The sequence below is a fragment of the Trinickia sp. EG282A genome, assembly GCF_040965455.1.
GTDB lineage: Bacteria > Pseudomonadota > Gammaproteobacteria > Burkholderiales > Burkholderiaceae > Trinickia > Trinickia symbiotica.
This window is the reverse complement of record NZ_JBFRCC010000001.1, coordinates 182,122-203,499: the sequence shown is the minus strand read 5'-3', so window position 1 is coordinate 203,499 and position 21,378 is coordinate 182,122. Positions and strand designations below refer to the sequence as shown.

The following is a 21,378-nucleotide window of genomic DNA, read 5'->3' as shown; positions in this document are numbered from 1 at the left end:
CGCCATCATGCGTCGGTACAATGGGCTCCCTGAGAAAGTGCCCTTTGGGCACGAATCAGCAAGACTCGAACAAAAAGCCGGCGACCGGATGAACGAGACGACAAAGCGAGGGGCCATGCAAGATGACGACATCGTCGAGCAATGGGCAGAGCGCATTCGCGCGGCGACGGCGGATGAACGTCCGTTGCGCCTGCGCGGGGGCGGTACGAAAGATTGGTACGGCCAGGCCCTCTCCGGTGAAATCCTCGATACGCGGGCGTACCGCGGCATCGTCGCCTACGATCCGGCCGAGCTCGTCATCACTGCGCGTTGCGGCACGCCGCTCGCCGAAATCGAGGCGGCGCTCGCCGAGCGCAATCAGATGCTCGCTTTCGAGCCCCCCTACTTCGGCCGCGGAGCCACGCTCGGCGGCTGCATCGCGGCCGGCATCGCGGGGCCGCGGCGCGTATCGGCGGGCGCGGCGCGTGATTTCGTGCTCGGTGCGACGGTGATGAACGGTCGAGGCGAAACGCTGCGCTTCGGCGGACAAGTCGTCAAAAACGTCGCCGGCTATGACGTCGCGCGCCTGATGGCGGGCTCGCTCGGCACGCTGGGGCTCATTCTCGAGCTCTCGATCAAAGTGATGCCGCGGCCGGTGGCCGAAGCCACGCTCAAATTCGACATGAACGGCACGGACGCCGTGCGCAAGCTCAACGAGTGGTGCGGCCGGCCGTTGCCGATCTCGGCGAGTGCATGGCGCAACGGTACGCTGGCGCTGCGGCTCTCCGGTGCCGAAAGCGCCGTCAAGTCGGCGCGCAATTCGCTCGGCGGCGAAGTCGTCGATGCGGTCGAGGCCGAACGCTTTTGGGAGGGGCTGCGCGAACAGACCGATCCGTTTTTCGCGACGATCCCGGGCAAGGCCGCGCTCTGGCGGCTCGCCCTGCCCTCGATTGCCGAGCCGTTGCAATTGCCGGGGGCGCAAATGATGGAATGGGGCGGTTCACAGCGCTGGTGGATCACCGATACCGATGCACAAACGGTGCGCATCAGCGCGAAGCAGGCGGGCGGCCACGCGACGATCTTCCGGGCGGGCCGCGAGTTCGACCGCAGCGCCAGCGTTTTCACGCCGTTGCCGGCGCCGCTCATGAAGATTCATCGCGGGCTAAAGGCGGCTTTCGATCCGGCCCGCATCTTCAACCGGGCGCGCCTCTACCCGGATCTCTGATCGATCGTCCGAGCGACCCGATGCAAACCCAACTCGCGGACTTCATTCGCAACACGGCAGACGGCAACGAAGCCGATGAGATTCTGCGCAAGTGCGTTCATTGCGGCTTCTGTACCGCGACGTGCCCCACCTACCAGCTGCTCGGCGACGAGCTCGACGGGCCGCGCGGACGCATTTATTTGATGAAGCAGATGTTCGAAGGCGCGTCCGTCACGCGCAGCACGCAGCTGCATCTGGACCGCTGCGTCACTTGCCGAAGCTGCGAGACGACGTGCCCGTCCGGCGTTCAATATGGACGACTCGTCGAGATCGGGCGGCAACATGTCGAGGCGACGGTCGAGCGCCCGTTCGGACAGCGGCTCCTGCGACGCCTTCTCGCGACCGTGCTGCCCAGCGCCGCGGTTTTCACACCCATCATGCGCCTCGGCCAGATGGTGCGGCCGGTGCTGCCGCCGAAGCTGCGCGACAAAGTCCCGCCACGCCAGCGTCTGCTGCAATGGCCGCAAGCGCGGACGACCGGATACAAACACAAGATGCTGCTGCTTGCCGGCTGCGTGCAACCGGCGATGCTGCCGAACATCAATATCGCTACGGCACGTGTGCTCGATGCGCTCGGCGTGCAGACGATCGTCGAGCCCGAGGCCGGCTGTTGCGGCGCGATCCGCCTGCATCTCGGCTACCGTGACGAATCACTCGACGACATGCGCCGGAACATCGACGCGTGGTGGCCGCACGTCGAAGCCGGGATCGAGGCGATCGTCATCAACGCCTCGGGATGCGGCGCGACGGTCAAGGAATATGGGCATTTGCTGCGTGACGATCCAGCGTATGCCGAAAAGGCGCGACGCGTGACCGAGCTCGCGCGCGATGTGGCCGAGGTACTGGGCGACTTCGAAGCCGAGCTGATCCAGCTTGCGCGCCGGCGCGGCGTGCATACGGTTGCGTTTCATCCGCCTTGTACGCTCCAACATGGATTGCAGGTTCGAGGTCTGGTTGAGCGTTTGCTCGGCGCGCTCGGAATCGAGGTGCGTCTGCCTGCCGATAGCCATCTGTGCTGCGGCTCGGCCGGCACGTATTCGATCCTGCAGCCGGCGCTGGCTTACGCGCTGCGCGATCGCAAGCTCGATAGCCTCGCGGCACTCGAACCGCAGATGATCGTTTCGGCCAATGTCGGCTGCATTGCGCATCTGCAAAGCGGCACGCCGATGCCCGTTGCGCATTGGATCGAGCTCGTCGAGCACACCATTTACGGTTGAGCGGGCTGCTGTGAGGCGGCGTCCTACGGCACCGCCTCGGCCATCAGAACTGGCCGGAAAGCTCTTTGATTGCGCCATCTTCCAATCGATAGACGCGGTCCGCGTTTTCGAGCAGCGACTGCCGATGGGTGATCACGATCAACGTAGGGACACGCTGCCGGATTCGAGCGAAGACGCGCTGTTCGCGCTCCGGGTCCAACGACGAAGTCGGCTCATCCAAGATGACGACCGAGGGACTTCTGGCCAATGCTCGGCCGAGTGCAATCCGCTGACGCTCGCCGCCAGAGAGCGATCTCCCCTGTATGCCTAAGGGCAGCTCGAGGATGCGATCATCATGACCGCAACCCAACTCTCGCAGCTCGAGAAGCTCGACGAGTTCCAGAAGGAACTCATCCGACGGGGCTTCACTACAGCCATAAGCCAGGTTGTCCCTCAATGTTCCGCTGAGTATGAGCGGGTTCTGCGGCGCCACGGCCACCTGCTGGCAAATGTCGCCAATCGAGACATCGCGCACGTTCGCGCCGTAGAGCGATATCGCTCCCGAATCGGGCAACGACAAACCGAGCATGAGGCGTGTCAATGTCGATTTGCCGGCTCCCGACGGGCCCGTCACGATGGCCAATTCGCCTTTTCGAATCTCGAGGTCGACGTTGGACAAGATGCGTCGCCCGCTTATGGAAACGCTCACATCTTGCAATCGATAGACACTGTCCCCTTGCGGGACGACAGCGGCCTTCGTCACACTTTGCTCCAAAGGCAGTTCGAGAATCGCGAAGCCTTCGCGTAGCGCCAAGTGGTGACGGCGCAGATCCGAAAGCGTTGCGGCAAGCGTCGTGAACGGAGTCGCCAACGCGATCACGTAGCTCACGATCATCACGAAATCGCCGACTTGGAAGCTCGATGTCGTGACCTCTTGCGCGGTGGCCATCGTGAATACGGTGAGCAAAAGCCCTGCGCAAACGGCCTGTGCCGCCAGTAGTAAGGAAAGTCGGGCATTCCCGCGCGAAATCTTTCTCACGTACGTCCCGAGCAAGTCGCGAAGTAACGCATCCTCCCGCGAGTACGCTGCATTCACCTTGATATCGAGCGCGAAGGCGAGCTTGTCGACCAAGTGGCTCGCCAGCGAATCGGCGGCGCCGAAGATTTCCGTATGGGCGCCTTTGCTGAGGCTTGCAAGCCACCACGTCGCGAGAAAAAGAAGAAGCATGGACGCCACGAAAGCGACTGCGAACGCCCCGCTCGTCAGCTTCCATAACACGCCGCCCGAAAGCAACAGTTGAAACAGGGTGGGTGCGATGACCCAAAACAGGGTGAACGTCAGCGCGCTGAACGCACCCGTGCTTCTCGAGATTATCGAGACTAGCGTGCCAGGGTCCTGACCGATCAATCGTGCGTGCTCTACCCGAATGAGGCGCGCGTACATGGCGTGGTGGAACGCGGCATCGCATCTTGCCAGAACGGTTGCCGAAGCGATGTTCTTGAGCCATTCGAATGCACGGGCAGCGGTCCACGCAAGGCCGTACGCACCCGCCAGGGCGAGCACGGAAACACTGTCATGGCGCGCGTCGCCGGCAGACAGGGCGTTCGTTGCTTGCCGCAACAAATACGGTGCCAGCGTATACAGCGCCGTCACCAACGCCATGAACAGAGTAGCCATGACAAAGTGAGCGGGGAGCGACCGATAGCCTTTCAACGTGATCCGATAGGCGAGTAGGTAGTCCTTTAGCAACTCAACGAGAAAACGCATCGACACTCCGCGGGAAAAAACACGAGTCATCCGTCAGGCCGGGCGGCCGACGATCCGTGAGGTCGATCGAATCCGATATTCGCGCGAAGCCGGCATGGCGCGGCTCCTTTTAGGACTAACGGAAGTCGAAGGGACCATGCGGAAAGCGAAGGGGGGACGAAGTTGATCCGTATAATTCGAAAGTAACGTTGCTCCAACGCCTCCGACAGAACCCTTATGTCCTCCATCGCCGATAACCTGGCGGCGGTCCATGGCCGCATCGCCCAGGCCGCCCTCGCGGCGCAACGCGATCCCGCTTCCGTCAAGCTCCTCGCCGTCTCGAAGACGTTTCCGGCCGATGATGTGCGCACTGCCTTCGCCGCCGGACAGCGCGCCTTCGGCGAAAACTACGTGCAGGAATCCATCGCGAAGATCGAAGCGCTCGCGGACCTGCGCGCGCAAATCGAATGGCATTTCATCGGACCGTTGCAGTCGAACAAGACGCGCCCCGTCGCCGAGCATTTCGACTGGGTGCACTCGGTCGATCGCCTGAAAATCGCCCAGCGCTTGTCCGAGCAACGGCCGCCGAATCTCGCGCCGCTCAATGTCTGCCTGCAAGTCAACGTGAGCGGCGAGTCCTCGAAAAGCGGTGTCGCCCCGAGCGATGCCCCAACACTCGCCAAAGAGATCGCCGCGATGCCGCGGCTCGTGCTGCGCGGACTCATGTCGATCCCCGAACCAACTGAAGACGTCGATACCCAACGCGCCCAGCATCGCACGCTGCGAGCGCTCTTCGAGGCACTGCGAGCCGAAGGCCTCTCGATCGATACACTTTCGATGGGCATGTCGGCCGACCTCGAAGCGGCCGTCTTCGAAGGTGCGACGATCGTTCGGATCGGCAGCGCAATCTTCGGTGCGCGCGATTACAGCCGCTGATCGGCAGTCGCGCGAAGCTACAACCACCTCTTACACGACCACAGTCATCCTCATGAAAATCGCATTCATCGGCGGCGGCAACATGGCCGCCGCCTTGATCGGCGGCCTCGCCAAGCGCGGAACGTCCCCGGCCCATCTCTATGCCGTCGACGTCAACGAAGACGCTCGCACGCGCCTGCAAACGCAGTTCGGCATCGCTACGGCGGCAACGCCCAACGACACGTTGCGCGGCTATGACGCCATCGTCCTCGCCGTCAAGCCGCAGGTCATGAAGGAAGTGGCCGCCGCGCTCGCGCCGCACCTATCGGCACAACTCGTCATCAGCATCGCGGCCGGCATTCGCGGCGCCGACATCTCGCGCTGGCTGAACGGCTACACACGGATCGTGCGCGCGATGCCGAATACACCGGCGCTGATCGGAATGGGTGTCGCGGGTCTCGTCGCACTGCCGGGCGTCGAGGAGGCAGGCCGCGAACTCGCGGCAAACGTGCTCGGCGCCGTCGGTGAAACGGTCTGGTTCGACGATGAAACGAAGATCGACGCAGTGACCGCCATCTCCGGCAGCGGTCCGGCCTACGTCTTCTATTTCATCGAAGCGCTACAGGAAGCGGCGCACCGCCTGGGACTCTCGGACGATCAGGGCCGCGCGCTCGCACTCGCGACATTTGCCGGCGCGGCGCAACTCGCCGCCCAATCGGAAGAGCCGGCCGGCGTGCTGCGCGAGCGCGTCACCTCGAAAGGCGGCACCACGGCCGCCGCACTGGCATCGTTCAATGCCCAAGGGGTGAAGGACGCGATCGTCGCGGGCGTGCTCGCCGCCGATGCGCGAGCGAAAGAGATGGGTGACGAACTCGGCAAGCAGTAGCCGAGCACCGCTCAGCCGCGGTGCTATCGACATTGGCGCCCTCCTCGCCCTTAACAACGCGGGCGGGCGAGCTGTGCCGCGCGACTGATCAGAAGCCGGCCGCGACGTAGTGCGCGGCAATCCCGGCAAAGAGGGCGCCGCCAAGCCAGTTGTTGTGCCGAAACGCCGCGAAGCACGGCATCCGCTCACGATCGCGGATCAGCGTGTAGTGGTAAACGGCGCAGCCGATCGCCGCGGCCCAGCCGAGCCAGTACAGCCACCCGAAGCCGAGCAAAGCGCCAAGCCACGCATAAATCGCGAACGTCGCCGCATAGCAGAGCATGACGGCCGCCACGTCGAAACGGCCGAACGTGATAGCCGACGTGCGGATGCCGATCTTGAGATCGTCGTCGCGATCGACCATCGCATACTCGGTGTCGTACGCCACGGCCCAAAAGATATTGGCGAGCAGCATCGCCCAAGCCAAGGGCGGCACGCGACCCTGCACGGCCGCGAACGCCATGGGAATGCCGAAGCCGAATGCGATGCCGAGATAGGCCTGCGGGATCGCGAAGAAACGCTTCATGAACGGATAGCTTCCCGCGACGAAGAGCGCGACGACCGACAGCGCCTTCGTGAGCCCGTTGAGCGGCAGGATCAGCAAGAACGCGATGAACGAGAGCACGCCCGCGATCGCGAGCGCCTCCCATGAGCGGATCTTTCCCGAGGTGAGCGGGCGATCGGCCGTGCGCTTGACGTAGCGATCGAAGTCGCGGTCCGCATAGTCGTTGATCGCGCATCCGGCCGAGCGCATCAGTACGGTGCCTACCGTGAAGATGACGATCAACGATAGCGACGGGCGGCCGTTCGACGCAATCCAAAGCGCATTGAGCGTCGGCCACAGCAGCAGGAGGCTGCCGATCGGCTTGTCCATGCGGATCAAGCGCAGGTAGAGCGGGAAGCGGGCGAACATGGGCGTCGACATCGGGCGGCCGAAACGGAACGTGATCGCCTATTTTAGGCCCGAACGGTGGGCCTTTCAGCCATGTCGCTCCGAGACGCGAGTTCCGCCGCGCACGCGCGATTCGCCGCCAAGGCGAATACCACCGATCTATCGACCGGCAAGCCGATCGCCCGAAGGCGAGCGGCCCCGTTTTACGCAAGCATCGCGCGCAGCATCCAAGCCGTCTTTTCGTGCGTCTGCATCCGCTGCGTGAGCAGATCGGCGGTCGGTTCATCGTTCGCCGCTTCCGTCGCAGGAAAGATCGCCCGCGCCGTGCGCACGACGGCTTCCTGACCCGCCACGAGCTGACGAATCATCTCCTCGGCAGCCGGCACGCCGTCGGCCTCGGGAATCGACGAGAGCTTCGCAAACTCCTTGTAGCTGCCCGGCGCCGGCACGCCGAGCGCGCGGATGCGCTCGGCGATGGCATCGACCGCAAGCGCGAGTTCGGTGTACTGCTGCTCGAACATCAGATGCAGCGTGTTGAACATCGGCCCCGTCACGTTCCAGTGGAAGTTGTGCGTCTTGAGGTAGAGGGTGTACGTATCGGCCAAAAGCCGCGACAGTCCTTCCGCGATCTTCTTGCGATCTTTGTCGCTGATGCCGATGTCGATTTGAACTGCAGTGTTTTTCTTGGCCATGGCTATTCCTTGCAAATATGATGCGAACCACTCCGGGCGGCAAACGCCTTCGATGCCACGACGCCCGCAAGGCACGTCAGGTGCCTGCAGGCCTCGGGCGAGCGCCAGTGTAGCCCAGGCAAACGCAGCGGCGCTATCTCAGCCGCTCGCGCATGGCTCGCGCGTGTGCGTCGGCGCGCCGCATCCGGCTACTTCGAACGCTTGGCCTTGTGCATCTCGATCGCGGCCGCGACGCCCTCGCCGTAGGCCGGATCGGCGCGCCTGAAATGCTCGAGCTGCCGTGCGACGATGTCCCCGGGCACTCCGTCGATCGCGCGAGCGATGTTCTCGAAGAGCCGCTGCCGCTGCCCCTCATCGAAGAGCCGGAACAGCGCGCCGGGTTGGCTGTAGTAGTCGTCGTCCTCGCGGTGATCGTAACGGTCGATCGTGCCGGCGGCGAGGGGCGGCTCGGCGGCATTGCGATCCTGCGCGAACTCGCCGAAGCGGCTCGGCTCGTAGTTGACGGTGCCGCCGAGATTGCCGTCCGCGCGCAGCGCGCCGTCGCGGTGGAACGTGTGATGGAAGGGGCACTTCGGCGCATTCACCGGAATCTGGTGATGGTTCACGCCGAGGCGATAACGTTGCGTGTCGCCGTATGAAAAGAGTCGCCCCTGCAGCAGACGGTCCGGCGAAAAGCCAATACCCGGCACCACGTTGGCCGGCGTAAACGCCGCCTGCTCAACGTCCGCGAAATAATTCGCCGCGTTGCGATTGAGTTCGATCACGCCGACGTCGATGAGCGGATAGTCCTTGTGCGGCCAGACCTTCGTAATATCGAACGGGTTGTAGGGCACCTTGGCCGCGTCAGCCTCGGGCATCACCTGAATGCGGAATGCCCACTTCGGAAACTTGCCGTCGTCGATCGCCGTCACGAGGTCGCGCTGCGCGCTCTCGCGATCGCCCGCGATCACCTGCGCCGCCTCCTCGTCGGTGTAGTTCTCGATCCCGTTGAGGGACTTGAAGTGGAACTTCACCCAGAATCGCTCGTTGTTCGCGTTGATGAACGAGAACGTATGCGAGCCGAAGCCGTGCATCTGCCGGTAGTTCTTCGGAATGCCGCGATCGCTCATGACGATCGTGACTTGGTGCAGCGACTCGGGATGGCGCGACCAGAAATCCCAGGCGGCGACGTTATTGCGCAGGTTCGTGTACGGATCGCGCTTTTGCGTGTGGATGAAGTCGGGGAACTTCAACGGGTCGCGGATGAAGAACACCGGCGTGTTGTTGCCGACCACATCCCAGTTGCCCTCTTCCGTATAGAACTTGATCGAGAAGCCGCGCACGTCGCGCTCGGCGTCGGCGGCGCCACGCTCGCCGGCCACGGTCGAGAAACGCATGAAGAGCGGCGTTTCCTTGCCGATCGCGGAAAAGACTTTTGCCTTCGTGTAGCGCGAAATGTCATGCGTCACGCGCAACGTGCCGAAGGCGCCCGAGCCTTTGGCATGCACGCGCCGCTCGGGAATCACTTCGCGGTCGAAATGCGCGAGTTTTTCGATGAGCCAGACGTCTTGCAACGCTACGGGGCCGCGCGGGCCGGCCGTCAACGAATTCTGGTTGTCGGCGACAGGCGCGCCGGCGGCGGTAGTGAGACTGCGGTCATTACGGTCGGACATCGGTTGAGCTCCTTAGCATCGGGAAACGTCTGGCGACGTGGAACGAAGCGATAAGACAGGGATGGGATGCAAACGAGAGAATGAACGCGAATGCGCGACGCTGCTTCGAAACTGCTCACCGTCCCTGCCCCGAAACGTTGAGCGAAATGTCGTCGCCGCATTCGCCAGGCGGCGCGGCCGTCGCTTCATCGAGCTAGACGGCGAGCGCCCGATCGGCGAGCAGCGCGAACCCGATGGCGCGCGAACGACGCAACGCCGCCGCGAGTCGCACGCCGGCGCGCCGAGAGGCGGCCTCGCCGGCTACAGACGAGAAGCGATTCCACATGACCTCCTCCATGAATGCGATCACCATGAGAGGAAGTATATTCAGACTATCGACTTATTGCGATTGATTGATTATATATATCCGATAGGGGCGGCACGCGGTGCCGCCTGCCGGATCAGTTGACGGCAACCGGCATGTCGAGCTTATTGACGCCGGGCAGTTCGCAGGCGGCGATCGCCTCGCTGATCGCATCGATGGCGGGCATGCGCGTGAAGCTCTTGCGCCAGGCGAGGACGACGCGCCGATCAGGCACCGGCTCGCCGAACGGCACGTAGCTGAGCAGTCCGGCGTCGGGGCCGCCCGCCTGCGGCTTCACCTCGGTCACCGACATGCGCGGCAGCACCGTAATCCCGACGCCGCTCGCCACCATATGGCGGATCGTCTCGAGCGACGAACCCTCGAACGTTTTCTGAATGCCGTCGGCCGTCTGCGAGAAGCGCATCAGCTCCGGGCAGACTCCGAGCACATGGTCGCGGAAGCAATGCCCGTTGCCGAGCAGCAGCATCGTTTCCTGCTTGAGGTCATCGGGATCGATCTCCTTGCGCGACTCCCAGGCGTGCCCGGCCGGCAACGCGACGACAAACGGCTCGTCATACAGCGGACGCACCATGAGTCCCGTCTCGGGGAACGGCAGCGCCATGATTGCAACGTCGATCTCGCCCTGCTTGAGCAACTCGATCAGCTTCAGCGTGAAGTTTTCCTGCAGCATCAGCGGCATCTGCGGCACGCTCTTGATCATCTGCTTGACGAGCGCCGGCAGCAGGTACGGGCCGATCGTATAGATGACGCCGAGGCGCAGCGGCCCGACGAGCGGATCCTTGCCCTGCTTCGCGATCTCCTTGATGGCGAGCGTCTGCTCGAGCACGCGCTGCGCCTGCGTCACGATCTGCTCGCCGATCGGTGTCACGCTGACTTCGCTCGTTCCGCGCTCGAAGATCTGGACATTGAGCTCGTCCTCGAGCTTTTTGATCGCGACCGAGAGCGTCGGCTGGCTGACGAAGCAGGCCTCGGCCGCCCGGCCGAAATGGCGCTCGCGGGCGACCGCCACGATGTATTTGAGTTCGGTAAGCGTCATGGGGACCAATCAGACTATGACTGTCGATAGGTTTTATCTTATACACCTGTCGCGGCGATTCGCCAACACCACGACGCGGCGGCTGATCGGTCGGCCCGGCGGCTCGATTCACCGGATGATGGTGCGTTGGTGAAGCGATGCTGCGCGGCAACCGTCAAGCCTTCAGATACTGCTCGCGCGTGCCTAGCCAGCGCGCCAAATGCTGCATAGCGACGTCCGGATACTCCGCGATGAGCCGCGCCGCCGCCTCGCGCGCCGGCTCGATCAGCCACGCGTCGTGCTGCAAATCCGCGAAGCGCAGCATCGCCGCGCCCGACTGCCGCGCGCCGAGGAATTCCCCCGGGCCGCGAATCTCAAGATCCCGGCGCGCGATCTCAAAGCCGTCCGTCGTTTCGCGCATCGTCTTCAGCCGCGCACGCGCCGTCAGCGAAAGCGGCCCGCCGTAGAGCAGCACGCAGACCGATGCCGTGCTGCCGCGGCCAACTCGCCCGCGCAGCTGGTGCAATTGCGCAAGCCCGAATCGCTCGGCATGCTCGATCACCATCAGCGATGCGTTCGGCACATCCACGCCGACCTCGATCACCGTCGTCGCGACGAGGAGCTGGATCTCGTTGCGCGAGAACGCATCCATGACTAGGGCTTTCTCGGCTGGCGCGAGCCGTCCGTGCACGAGGCCCACGCGCAGCTCGGGCAGCGCGGCCGCGAGCGTTTCGTAGGTCTCGACGGCGGTCTGCAGCTGCAACGTTTCGCTCTCCTCGATGAGCGGGCAGACCCAGTAGACCTGCCGCCCCGTCAGCGCCGCCTCGCGCACGCGCGCGACGACTTCGTCGCGGCGCGCATCCGAGATCAGCTTCGTGACGATCGGCGTGCGCCCCGGCGGCAGCTCGTCGATCGTCGAGACGTCGAGATCCGCGTAGTACGTCATCGCGAGCGTGCGCGGAATTGGCGTCGCCGACATCATGAGCTGATGCGGCTGAAACTCGCGCGCATCGCCGGCCGCGGCCCCCGCAGTGCCTTGCTGCCCGCCCTCATCCGCCGTATCGGCGGCCTTGTCCTTGCGCGCCTTCGCCCGCAGCGCGAGGCGCTGCGCCACGCCGAAACGGTGCTGCTCGTCGACGATGACGAGCCCGAGCCGCGCGAATTCGACCGTTTCCTGGATCATCGCGTGGGTGCCGATGACGAGTCGCGCCTCGCCCGAAGCCGCGGCCGCGAGCGCCGCGCGCTTCTCCTTCGTCTTCAGGCTGCCGGCCAGCCACGCGACCGTCACGCCGAGCGGCTCCAGCCAGCCGCGCAGCTTGCGCGCGTGCTGCTCGGCGAGGATCTCCGTCGGCGCCATCATCGCGGCCTGATAGCCGGCATCGATCGCCTGCGCGGCCGCGAGCGCGGCAACGATGGTCTTGCCGCTGCCGACGTCGCCCTGCAGCAGGCGCTGCATCGGGTGCGGCGCGGCGAGATCGGCGGAGATTTCAGCCACGACGCGCTGTTGCGCGCGCGTGAGCGCAAACGGCAACGCCGCGATGAGACGCGCCGCGAGCGAAGCCGAATCGCCGGACGCGCGGCGCGGCATCGCGGGCGCCGTGCGGCGGCGGCGCTCTTCGTGCGCGCGCTTGAGGGAAAGCTGCTGGGCAAGCAGCTCGTCGAACTTGATGCGCGTCCAGGCGGGATGGCTGCCGTCGCTGAGCGCCGCCTCGTCGGCATCGGCACTCGGATGATGGAGCGTCCGCACGGCGCTTGCGAGCGGCGGCAGCGCGAGCGGCTCGCAATAACGCTCGGCGATCGGGCGAGGCAGCAGCTCGGGCAACTCAGTACGCGCGAGCGCGTTGTCGATCGCCTTGCGCAAATACGCCTGCGAAACGCCCGCCGTGCTCGGGTACACGGGCGTCAGCGCCTGCGGCAGCGGCGTATCGTCATCGACGACGCGCACCGTCGGATGCACCATCTCGAGGCCGAAGAAACCGCCACGTACGTCGCCCCGCACGCGCAGCCGCTGGCCCACGGCCATCTGCTTGACTTGCGAGCCGTAGAAGTTGAGAAACCGCAAGACGAGCTCGTCGCCCGCGTCGTCGCGCAGCTTGACGACCAACTGCCGACGCGGCCGGTACGCGATTTCGTTGTCGAAGACGACGCCGTCCGCCTGCGCCGTCTCGCCGGGCAGCAGCTCGCCGATCGGGGTGAGCGTCGTTTCGTCCTCGTAGCGCATCGGCAGGTGCAGCACGAGATCGATGTCACGCGTCAAACCGAGCTTCGCGAGCTTGTCGGCGGTCTTCGCGGGCTCCGCGCGTACCGCGGGCGCGGCGGCCGACGCCGTCGCCTTCTTGGCCTTCGCCGGGCGCGATTCCCCAATGGTTTTCATGCGCGTGGAAGCGTCCGCGCCGCGCGCGCCGCCGTGGCCGTTGCCCACATCGCGCGCGGCTCGCGCGGACGCGCGGCCGCCCGCTGCGTCGGTTGCGTCGTCCATCGCGTCGTTTGCAGGCTCGGCCGGCCGGCCGCGGGTCAAGGGCATGAGTCTCTTCGCAAGTACAATATGGGTTTCGTCATCAGCATCGCGCCCGGCACGCGGCCGGACGTCCCGCGATGATAGCGGCTCGCGAATTGCGCCGGGCCGCGCCGCACAGCACATCGCCGATCAACGCAGCATGTTCACGCTTTCCGATTTCGATTTCAATCTACCTCCCGAGCTGATCGCTCAAGAGGCCCTGCCTCAGCGCAGCGCGAGCCGCCTGCTCGAGGTCGTCGCGCCGAGACCGGGCGGCGATCCGCAAACGGTGACCGATACGATGCGCCTCGTCGATCGGCGCTTTGCCGACCTTCCCGACTGCCTGACAGCCGGCGACTTGCTCGTTTTCAACGATACGAAGGTGCTCAAGGCGCGCTTTTTCGGCGTCAAGGCGAGCGGAGGCCGAATCGAGGTGCTCATCGAGCGCCTGACGGGCGAGCGCACCGCGCTGGCGCAGATTCGCGCAAGCAAGAGCCCCACGCCGGGAACGACGCTGCGCCTTGCCGACGCATTCGACGTGACTGTCGGCGAGCGTGTCGAACCGTTCTACACGCTTCATTTTCCCGAAGACTGCCTCGAGCTGATCGAGCGCTTCGGCCGGCTGCCGCTGCCGCCCTACATCGAGCACGACCCGGATGCGACCGACGAAGCGCGCTATCAGACCGTCTTCGCGCGGAACCCGGGCGCCGTCGCGGCGCCGACGGCGGGCCTGCATTTCGACGATGCGCTGCTCGCCGAGCTCGATCGCCGCGGCATCGAGCGGGCGACGCTGACCCTGCACGTCGGCGCCGGCACGTTCCAGCCCGTGCGCGTCGAGAACATCGCCGAGCATAAGATGCATAGCGAGTGGTACCACCTCCCGCAGACGCTCGCCGACAAGATCGCGGCCACGCGCGCGCGCGGCGGCCGGGTTGTCGCGGTCGGCACGACCTCGCTGCGCGCGCTCGAAGCCGCGGCGCGCGATGCCGAAGCCGCCGGCCGGCCGCTCGCGGCCACTTCGGCCGAAACGGATATCTTCATCACGCCCGGCTACCGTTTTCGCGCGGTTGATCGGCTGGTCACGAACTTCCATCTGCCGAAGTCGACGCTGCTGATGCTCGTCTCCGCATTTGCCGGCATGGCGACGATACGCGAGGCCTATCGCCATGCGATCGAGGCGCGCTACCGCTTTTTCAGCTACGGCGACGCGATGTTGCTCACGAGGAGTCACTGAATGACCGACGGTCATCCGAACCACCACGACCCGATCGCATCCCCCACCGCCGCGGGCGGCCTGCGGTTCGAGCTGCTCGCCACCGACGGCCAGGCGCGCCGCGGCAGATTGACGCTCAACCACGGCGTCGTCGAGACGCCGATCTTCATGCCCGTCGGCACCTACGGCACCGTCAAGGCAATTCAGCCGCGCGAGCTCGAGGAGATCCAGGCGCGCATCATCCTCGGCAACACGTTTCACCTCTGGCTGCGACCGGGCCTCGATACCGTCGCCGCGCACGGCGGGCTGCACGGCTTCATGGGCTGGCGCCGGCCGATCCTGACCGATTCGGGCGGCTTCCAGGTCTTCTCGCTCGGCGATCTGCGCAAGATCACCGAGGAAGGCGTCGCGTTCGCCTCGCCGGTCAACGGCGACAAGCTCTTTCTCTCGCCCGAAATCTCGATGCGGATCCAGCGCACGCTCAACTCCGACATCGTGATGCAGTTCGACGAATGCACGCCGTACGCGACCGACGGCGTGCCGACGAGCCACACGGAGGCCGCGGAGTCGATGCGCATGTCGCTGCGCTGGGCGAAGCGCTCCATCGACGAATTCGAGCGGCTCGCGAACCCGAATGCGCTTTTCGGCATCGTCCAGGGCGGCATGTACGAAGAGCTGCGCGATGAATCGCTCGCAGGCCTCTCCGACATTGGCTTTCACGGAATCGCGGTCGGGGGGCTTTCAGTGGGCGAGCCGAAGGAAGAGATGCTGCGCGTGCTCGCTCACGTCGGACCGCGGCTACCGGCCGACAAGCCGCACTACCTGATGGGCGTCGGCACGCCCGAGGACCTCGTGGCCGGCGTCGCGGCCGGCATCGACATGTTCGACTGCGTAATGCCGACGCGCAACGCGCGCAACGGCTGGCTCTTCACGCGCTTCGGCGACATCAAGATCCGCAACGCCCAGCACCGCAACACGCTGCGTCCGCTCGACGAGTGCTGCGGCTGCTACACCTGCCGCAACTTCACGCGCGGCTATTTGCACCATTTGCATCGCGTCGGCGAAATTCTCGGCGCGCAGCTCAACACCATTCACAACCTGCACTACTACCTCGAACTGATGGGCGAAATGCGCGCCGCCATCGAGACGCAGACCTTCGACGCGTTCCGCAAGCGGTTCGCCGAGGAGCGGGCAAGGGGCACCGAATAGTCGTCACGCGCGAGGAGCGGGCATTCGTCCGACTTCGGGGACCCGCGTCGCCGCGCAATACCGCAATGGTAAAATATCTGGCTATTTCGCGATCGTCCGATCGTCTTTTACGGAGAAAACAACGTGTCGATGATTTCCAACGCATTCGCGCAAGGGGCTGGCGGCGGCGCCGAATCGAATCTGATGAGCTTCCTGCCGTTCATCCTCATGTTCGCGGTGCTGTATTTCATCATGATCCGGCCCCAGATGAAGCGCCAAAAGGAGCACCGCAACATGCTCGCCGCCATGGCCAAGGGCGATGAGGTCGTGACGAACGGCGGCGTCGTCGGCAAGGTCACCAAGGTCGGCGATGCCTACGTCGGCGTCGAAATCGCCGAAGGCACCGAGATCCTCGTGCAAAAGGCGGCCGTCACCACGATCCTCCCGAAAGGCACGATCAAATCGCTCTGAAGCCGCCACGCTCCCATGTCGCGTCGATCAACGTTTCGATCGCTGCTTGAGATCGCCTCCCGCGCCTTCACGAGCCGGGCGGCGCGCCGGGTTTCCCCGCGCGCCCTCGCACCGGCCATGAAGACGCGGGACGCGGCGCTTTGACGCCCCTTCCCCGAACGGCGAATGCCATGAATCGTTATCCCCTTTGGAAATATGTCGTGATGGCCGTGGCGCTCGCCATCGGTCTTCTCTACACATTGCCCAACTTCTTCGGCGAAGCGCCGGCGGTGCAGGTGTTGAGCGGCAAGGCCACCGTCAAGCTCGATGCGTCGACGCTCGACAAGGTCGAAGCCGCGCTCGCCGCCAACCAGATCAAGCCTGACGACGTCACGTTCGACAATAGCGGCGCGAATGCCAACATCCGCGTGCGCGTGAAAGACACCGACACGCAGCTGCACGTGAAAGACGTCCTGCAAAAGGCGCTGAACACCGATCCGGCCGATCCGCAATACATCGTCGCACTCAATCTGCAAAGCGCCTCGCCGCGCTGGCTGACGGCGCTGCACGCGCTGCCGATGTACCTCGGGCTCGATTTGCGCGGTGGCGTCCACTTCCTCATGCAGATCGACATGGCGGGCGCGCTCGACAAGCGGCTCGACGCCGACGCGTCGGACGCGCGCACCTACTTGCGCGACAACAACATCCGCGACGGCGGCGTGAATCGCGTCGGTCAGTCGGTCGTCGTGAGCTTTGCCGATGCGAACGTCGCCGATACGGCGCGCACGCAGCTCTCGCGCACGATCACCGAGCTGCAATGGAACACGCGGCCCGCGGCGCAAGGAGGCGGCGTCGAGCTCGTCGGCACGTTCGCGCCCGCCCAGCAGCAGGCCGTCGAGGAAGCCGCCGTCAAGCAGAACATGCAGACGCTGCACAACCGCGTGAACGAGCTTGGCGTAGCGGAGCCCGTGATCCAGCAGCAAGGCGCCGACCGCATCGTCGTCGAGCTGCCGGGCGTGCAGGATACGGCGAAGGCAAAGGAAATCATCGGCCGCACGGCCACGCTCGAGGCGCGTCTCGCGGATCCGGTCAACACGCATCCGGCCCCGGGCGAGCCCGTGCCGCCCGGCGACGAGCTCTTCACCGAAGGCAATCAGGTGCCAGTTCTGCTGCGCAAGCAGGTCATCTTCACGGGCGACAGCATCATCGACGCGTCGGCCGGCTTCGACGAACACCAGCGCCCCTCCGTCAACATCCGCCTCAATTCGGCCGCGGGCCGCGCCGTCGCGAGCGTCTCGCGCGACAACATCGGCAAGCCGATGGCGATGGTACTGTTCGAAAAGGGCAAAGGGCAGGTGCTGACGGTCGCGACGATCCAGTCCGAGCTCGGCGACCGCTTCCAGATCACGGGCCAGCCGACGCCGCAGGCCGCCGCCGACCTCGCGCTGCTGCTGCGCGCGGGCTCGCTCGCGGCACCGATGGACATCATCGAGGAGCGGACGATCGGACCAAGCCTCGGCGCCGACAACATCAAGAAGGGCTTCGACTCGGTCGTCTACGGCTTCGCCGCGATCACCGTGTTCATGATCGCCTACTATCTGCTCTTCGGCGCCGTTTCCGTCATCGGCCTGTCGGTCAACCTGCTGCTGCTCGTAGCCGTGCTGTCGTTGCTCCAAGCCACGCTGACGCTGCCCGGCATCGCCGCCATCGCGCTCGCGCTCGGTATGGCAATCGACTCGAACGTGCTCATCAACGAGCGCGTGCGCGAAGAGCTGCGCCACGGCGCGCCGCCGCAACTCGCGATCCAGAACGGCTACGCGCACGCCTGGGCCACGATCATCGACTCGAACGTGACGACGCTGATCGCCGGCCTCGCGCTGCTCGCGTTCGGCTCCGGCCCCGTGCGCGGCTTTGCCGTCGTGCACTGCATCGGCATCCTGACCTCGATGTTCTCGGCCGTGTTCTTCTCGCGCGGGCTCGTGAACTGGTGGTATGGCGGCAAGAAGAAGCTGAAGACGCTCTCGATCGGCCAGGTCTGGCGGCCCGCCGCGGCGGCAGCGGCAGCCGGCGCCGGCGCTTTCGGCGCGTCCGACGCGGGTAGCGATACGGCGGCGCTCGCGTCGTCGGTCGGCTCGCAACCGGCGCCCAAGGGCGGAAATCGAGGGGCTCGCGCAGGCAAGCCACAGTTGCGCAATCGCGCGCGGGAAACCGCGGCGCCGCGCAAACCGGATTCGTCCCGCTGACGGCTCGAGGCCGAGCGCTTATATGCCAAAAGGAAGGCGGCCCGCAGCGGCCGCCGAGCGGCTAAAGGGCCAATGAAGGCCCGGAGAGAAACACGATGGAATTTTTCCGCATTCGCAACGACATCCCGTTCATGCAGCGCGCGTTGATTTTCAACGCGATCTCGTTCCTGACGTTCTTCGCGGCGGTGTTTTTCCTGCTGCATCGCGGGCTGCACCTGTCTGTCGAGTTCACGGGCGGCACCGTCATGGAAGTGCAGTACCCGCAGGCGGCGCAACTCGAGCCGGTGCGCACGACGCTCGGCAAGCTGGGCTATGGGGACGCACAAGTGCAGACGTTCGGCACGTCGCGCGACGTGATGATCCGTCTGCCGTTGAAGACGGGGCTCTCGTCGGCGCAGCAAAGCAATCAGGTCATGACGGCGCTCAATCAGCAGGAGCCCGCCGCGAAGCTGCAGCGCGTCGAGTTCGTCGGCCCGCAGGTCGGCAAGGAGCTCGCGACGAATGGCCTGCTCGCGCTCGCCTGCGTCGTCGTCGGCATCATGATCTACCTGTCGTTCCGCTTCGAATGGAAGTACGCGGTGGCCGGCATCATCGCGAACCTGCACGACGTCGTCATCATTCTCGGCTTCTTCGCATTCTTCCAATGGGAGTTTTCGCTGTCGGTGCTGGCTGCGGTGCTCGCGGTGCTCGGCTACTCGGTCAACGAGTCGGTCGTCATCTTCGACCGGATTCGCGAAACATTCCGCCGCGAGCGCAAGATGACCGTCATGGAAGTCATCAATCACGCGATCACGAGCACCATGTCGCGCACGGTCATCACGCACGGTTGTACCGAAATGATGGTGCTGTCGATGTTCTTCTTCGGCGGCCCGACGCTGCACTACTTCGCTCTCGCGCTGACGATCGGCATTCTGTTCGGCATCTACTCGTCGGTCTTCGTGGCCGCCGCGCTCGCGATGTGGCTTGGCGTGAAGCGCGAAGATCTGCTGAAGGAAAAGCGGGAACGCCACGATCCGAACGATCCGAATGCGGGCGCGCAGGTCTGAGGTCGGCAGCGTACCGTCTCGCGTCTGTTGACGGGCGAAAAAAAAACGCTTCGGGCGCCATGCTCGAAGCGTTTTTTCATTGGCTCGCCGGACTGGCGCTCGTCATGCGCCAGCTTATGACGGCCGCGCGATTACTGCTGCTTGATCCCTTCAGCCTGAATCTCCAGCTTCGTATCCATATTGAAGCCATACTTTTGGCCGAAATCGAGGCCGAAATCGGCGCGATTGAAATCGCCGCTCGCCTCGACGCCGCACACTTCACGCTTGAGCATCGGATGCGGCATGCACTTGAAGGAATCGATCTTCAGGTCGACAGGCTTCGTCACGCCGTGCAGCGTCAGCTCGCCGATCACTTCGACGGGCTTGTCGCCGTCGAACTTGATCTTCGTGCCTTTATAAGTGGCCGTGGGGAACTTCGTCACGTCGAAGAATTCGTCCTTCTTCAAATGCTCGTCGAGCTTGGCGTTGCCCGTATCGATCGAGGCGGGATCGATCGTCACGTCGACCGTACCGGTCTTCGCCTGCCGATCGAGCGTCACGGTGCCCGTCGTCTTCGTGAACTTGCCACGCCAGACCGACAAGCCGCCGAAATGATCGGCCGCGAAGCTCGGGTACGTGTGGTTCGGGTCGAGCTGATACGTATCCGCAGCGAAGACGCTGCCCGACAGCGTCGCCGCCAATGCCGCGGCGGCGATAAGGACATTCTTTTTCACAACCGATTCTCCTGATGCGAGCACCGCCCAACGGGCGGCAAAGTTGAATAAACGAGGGAAGAAACGCAAAATCGCGCCGGTCAGCCTTTCTTCGCCGCCGCGACAATATGGAACTTGATCACGACGTCGTCGGCGACGACCGAGGTATCCTTCCACTCCCCGGTGCCGACGTCGAAGGCCGAGCGCTTGATCGGCACCGCGCCGTCGAACACTTGACTGGCCCCCTGCTGCGTCACCGTCACGGGGACGACGACAGTCTGGCTCTTGCCCTTGATCGTCAGCTTGCCCGTTACGTTGTATTTGTTGCCGCCGGCGGGCGCGATGGCGCTCGAGACGAAAGTGGCCGTCGGAAACGCCTTCGCGTCGAACCAGTCTTTGCCGGCCACCTGATCGTTGTATTCCTTATCGCCGAGATCGTAGCTGCGCACGTCCACGGAGAATTGCGCACTGCCGGCCGTCGGCTTCGACGGATCGAAACTCACGTCGGCCGTGAACTTCGTGAACTTGCCGTCCACGGGGACGTTCATCTGTTTCGACGTCGCGACGATCGAACTCTTCGCGGAGTCGACCTGAGCGAGCGCGGCCCCCGAGGCTGCCAGTGTCGCGGCTGCGAATGCGGCCAGCATGTAGCGATAAAACGAAGCTTTCATTGCAGTGTCGCTCTTGAAAGGTTACTTGGATAATTGAATTACTTGAGAAACGGGATCATCCGCGAAAGGAGTCCGTCGCGGTCGAACCACTGGTGCTTGAGCGCCGCTGCAATGTGCAGGACGACGAGCGCGGCGAGGCAATAGTCGAGCGTGATATGCGTCGTCTTGAGCACTTCCTTCAGCATCGGGTCGGGTGCGATGATGCGCGGCAACGGCACGATGCCGAGGTAGACGACGGGCACGTTCGCGGCCGAGCTATAGAGATAGCCGGTAACGGGCACGGCGATCATCAGCAGGTAAATAAAGCCGTGGATGGCATGCGCCAGCGCGCGCTCCCAGCCGCGCATATGTTCGGGCAGCGGCGGCGCCTTGTGCGTCAAGCGCCAGACGATGCGCAGCACGATGAGCGCGAACGCGGTCACGCCGATCCACTTGTGCCATGAGAAATAGCGGAGCTTATCGGGCGTGAATCCCGGAATGCTCGTCATGACGAGACCGATCGCAAACGCACTGACGATGAGCAGCGCGATTACCCAATGAAAGGTGATTGCGGTGCTCGTGTAAGCATCGGACTGCGAGAATGATGGCCGCGAAGGCCGGATTTCAGTCGACATGGCAGGATATCGAGTTACCAGGTATTTTGCCGAGACCGGCGACGGCGGCCCCATCCCGTACGGCCGCCATGCTACCGCAAGCGAAGAGACCGTGTGGCCCCGAATTTTTTCGAGAACGGAATC

The 21,378-nt window shown here is 64.5% G+C and carries 19 protein-coding genes; 9 read left to right on the top strand and 10 right to left on the bottom strand.

The annotated features are described in order from the left end of the window. The first annotated feature begins 115 nt into the window (after positions 1-115). Entirely contained in the window at positions 116-1,204 is a 1,089-nt protein-coding gene (gene glcE, locus AB4Y31_RS00990) for a glycolate oxidase subunit GlcE (RefSeq protein WP_368672315.1), read from the top strand. A 20-nt stretch (positions 1,205-1,224) separates the two neighbouring features. Further along, the gene (glcF, locus tag AB4Y31_RS00985; protein ID WP_368672314.1) at positions 1,225-2,460 is read left to right on the top strand and encodes a glycolate oxidase subunit GlcF; all 1,236 of its coding nucleotides are present in this window, start codon (positions 1,225-1,227) and stop codon (positions 2,458-2,460) included. 43 nt (positions 2,461-2,503) lie between these two features. Here the strand turns inward: glcF and AB4Y31_RS00980 are convergent, their stop codons facing one another. Then, positions 2,504-4,207, bottom strand: a complete 1,704-nt coding sequence (locus AB4Y31_RS00980) for an ABC transporter ATP-binding protein (RefSeq protein ID WP_368672313.1) — start codon at positions 4,205-4,207, stop codon at positions 2,504-2,506. Positions 4,208-4,423: 216 nt separating this feature from the next. Between AB4Y31_RS00980 and AB4Y31_RS00975 the strand changes: the two genes are divergently transcribed. Together AB4Y31_RS00975 and proC are read left to right on the top strand one after the other, a co-directional pair. Continuing rightward, complete coding sequence (locus AB4Y31_RS00975; protein WP_368672312.1) at positions 4,424-5,122, top strand: YggS family pyridoxal phosphate-dependent enzyme; 699 nt, start codon at positions 4,424-4,426, stop codon at positions 5,120-5,122. Positions 5,123-5,174: 52 nt separating this feature from the next. After that, complete coding sequence (gene proC / locus AB4Y31_RS00970) at positions 5,175-5,987, top strand: pyrroline-5-carboxylate reductase (RefSeq protein WP_368672311.1); 813 nt, start codon at positions 5,175-5,177, stop codon at positions 5,985-5,987. Positions 5,988-6,075: 88 nt separating this feature from the next. Here proC and ubiA read toward each other — a convergent pair whose 3' ends face one another. The 6 genes from ubiA to recG all read right to left on the bottom strand — a co-directional run bounded on the left by ubiA (position 6,076) and on the right by recG (position 13,015). After that, positions 6,076-6,939 (bottom strand): 4-hydroxybenzoate octaprenyltransferase, encoded by an 864-nt coding sequence (gene ubiA / locus AB4Y31_RS00965; protein WP_368672310.1) that lies wholly within the window; start codon positions 6,937-6,939, stop codon positions 6,076-6,078. A gap of 182 nt (positions 6,940-7,121) precedes the next feature. Continuing rightward, entirely contained in the window at positions 7,122-7,610 is a 489-nt protein-coding gene (locus AB4Y31_RS00960; protein WP_368672309.1) for a Dps family protein, read from the bottom strand. Positions 7,611-7,798: 188 nt separating this feature from the next. After that, the gene (locus AB4Y31_RS00955; RefSeq protein ID WP_368672308.1) at positions 7,799-9,262 is read right to left on the bottom strand and encodes a catalase; all 1,464 of its coding nucleotides are present in this window, start codon (positions 9,260-9,262) and stop codon (positions 7,799-7,801) included. 193 nt (positions 9,263-9,455) lie between these two features. Further along, on the bottom strand, positions 9,456-9,587 hold the full coding sequence (locus AB4Y31_RS00950) for a hypothetical protein (RefSeq protein WP_368672307.1): 132 nt from the start codon (positions 9,585-9,587) through the stop codon (positions 9,456-9,458). 115 nt (positions 9,588-9,702) lie between these two features. Then, positions 9,703-10,662 carry a hydrogen peroxide-inducible genes activator gene (locus AB4Y31_RS00945; RefSeq protein WP_018439971.1) on the bottom strand — a complete coding sequence of 320 codons (960 nt, stop codon included), beginning with the start codon at positions 10,660-10,662 and terminating at the stop codon, positions 9,703-9,705. Positions 10,663-10,816: 154 nt separating this feature from the next. Further along, positions 10,817-13,015 (bottom strand): ATP-dependent DNA helicase RecG, encoded by a 2,199-nt coding sequence (gene recG, locus AB4Y31_RS00940; protein WP_368673412.1) that lies wholly within the window; start codon positions 13,013-13,015, stop codon positions 10,817-10,819. A 283-nt stretch (positions 13,016-13,298) separates the two neighbouring features. On the opposite strand from recG, the gene queA reads away from it, so the two are divergent. From queA to secF, 5 genes are all read left to right on the top strand, one after another. Beyond that, complete coding sequence (gene queA, locus AB4Y31_RS00935; RefSeq protein WP_368672306.1) at positions 13,299-14,372, top strand: tRNA preQ1(34) S-adenosylmethionine ribosyltransferase-isomerase QueA; 1,074 nt, start codon at positions 13,299-13,301, stop codon at positions 14,370-14,372. Next, positions 14,373-15,560, top strand: coding sequence for a tRNA guanosine(34) transglycosylase Tgt (gene tgt / locus AB4Y31_RS00930; RefSeq protein ID WP_368672305.1), 1,188 nt, complete (start codon positions 14,373-14,375; stop codon positions 15,558-15,560). A 123-nt stretch (positions 15,561-15,683) separates the two neighbouring features. After that, positions 15,684-16,010 carry a preprotein translocase subunit YajC gene (gene yajC / locus AB4Y31_RS00925; RefSeq protein WP_018439967.1) on the top strand — a complete coding sequence of 109 codons (327 nt, stop codon included), beginning with the start codon at positions 15,684-15,686 and terminating at the stop codon, positions 16,008-16,010. Between the two features lie 170 nt (positions 16,011-16,180). Then, positions 16,181-18,232 (top strand): protein translocase subunit SecD, encoded by a 2,052-nt coding sequence (secD, locus tag AB4Y31_RS00920; protein WP_368672304.1) that lies wholly within the window; start codon positions 16,181-16,183, stop codon positions 18,230-18,232. 95 nt (positions 18,233-18,327) lie between these two features. Next, positions 18,328-19,278 (top strand): protein translocase subunit SecF, encoded by a 951-nt coding sequence (gene secF, locus AB4Y31_RS00915; RefSeq protein ID WP_018439965.1) that lies wholly within the window; start codon positions 18,328-18,330, stop codon positions 19,276-19,278. 131 nt (positions 19,279-19,409) lie between these two features. Here the strand turns inward: secF and AB4Y31_RS00910 are convergent, their stop codons facing one another. From AB4Y31_RS00910 to AB4Y31_RS00900, 3 genes are all read right to left on the bottom strand, one after another. Next, positions 19,410-19,991, bottom strand: coding sequence for a YceI family protein (locus tag AB4Y31_RS00910; protein ID WP_368672303.1), 582 nt, complete (start codon positions 19,989-19,991; stop codon positions 19,410-19,412). Between the two features lie 80 nt (positions 19,992-20,071). Then, entirely contained in the window at positions 20,072-20,641 is a 570-nt protein-coding gene (locus tag AB4Y31_RS00905) for a YceI family protein (RefSeq protein ID WP_368672302.1), read from the bottom strand. A gap of 38 nt (positions 20,642-20,679) precedes the next feature. After that, the gene (locus tag AB4Y31_RS00900; RefSeq protein ID WP_018439962.1) at positions 20,680-21,255 is read right to left on the bottom strand and encodes a cytochrome b; all 576 of its coding nucleotides are present in this window, start codon (positions 21,253-21,255) and stop codon (positions 20,680-20,682) included. Between the last annotated feature and the right edge of the window lie 123 nt (positions 21,256-21,378).

Coding starts and splice junctions, on each gene's coding strand:
- AB4Y31_RS00950 (WP_368672307.1), bottom strand. CDS start 9,587: ATGTGGAATCGCTTCTCGTCTGTAGCCGGCGAGGCCGCCTCTCGGCGC.
- AB4Y31_RS00955 (WP_368672308.1), bottom strand. CDS start 9,262: ATGTCCGACCGTAATGACCGCAGTCTCACTACCGCCGCCGGCGCGCCT.
- secD (WP_368672304.1), top strand. CDS start 16,181: ATGAATCGTTATCCCCTTTGGAAATATGTCGTGATGGCCGTGGCGCTC.
- glcE (WP_368672315.1), top strand. CDS start 116: ATGCAAGATGACGACATCGTCGAGCAATGGGCAGAGCGCATTCGCGCG.
- recG (WP_368673412.1), bottom strand. CDS start 13,015: ATGAAAACCATTGGGGAATCGCGCCCGGCGAAGGCCAAGAAGGCGACG.
- ubiA (WP_368672310.1), bottom strand. CDS start 6,939: ATGTTCGCCCGCTTCCCGCTCTACCTGCGCTTGATCCGCATGGACAAG.
- AB4Y31_RS00975 (WP_368672312.1), top strand. CDS start 4,424: ATGTCCTCCATCGCCGATAACCTGGCGGCGGTCCATGGCCGCATCGCC.
- queA (WP_368672306.1), top strand. CDS start 13,299: ATGTTCACGCTTTCCGATTTCGATTTCAATCTACCTCCCGAGCTGATC.
- glcF (WP_368672314.1), top strand. CDS start 1,225: ATGCAAACCCAACTCGCGGACTTCATTCGCAACACGGCAGACGGCAAC.
- AB4Y31_RS00980 (WP_368672313.1), bottom strand. CDS start 4,207: ATGCGTTTTCTCGTTGAGTTGCTAAAGGACTACCTACTCGCCTATCGG.
- AB4Y31_RS00960 (WP_368672309.1), bottom strand. CDS start 7,610: ATGGCCAAGAAAAACACTGCAGTTCAAATCGACATCGGCATCAGCGAC.
- AB4Y31_RS00905 (WP_368672302.1), bottom strand. CDS start 20,641: ATGAAAGCTTCGTTTTATCGCTACATGCTGGCCGCATTCGCAGCCGCG.
- tgt (WP_368672305.1), top strand. CDS start 14,373: ATGACCGACGGTCATCCGAACCACCACGACCCGATCGCATCCCCCACC.
- AB4Y31_RS00945 (WP_018439971.1), bottom strand. CDS start 10,662: ATGACGCTTACCGAACTCAAATACATCGTGGCGGTCGCCCGCGAGCGC.
- AB4Y31_RS00900 (WP_018439962.1), bottom strand. CDS start 21,255: ATGTCGACTGAAATCCGGCCTTCGCGGCCATCATTCTCGCAGTCCGAT.
- secF (WP_018439965.1), top strand. CDS start 18,328: ATGGAATTTTTCCGCATTCGCAACGACATCCCGTTCATGCAGCGCGCG.
- proC (WP_368672311.1), top strand. CDS start 5,175: ATGAAAATCGCATTCATCGGCGGCGGCAACATGGCCGCCGCCTTGATC.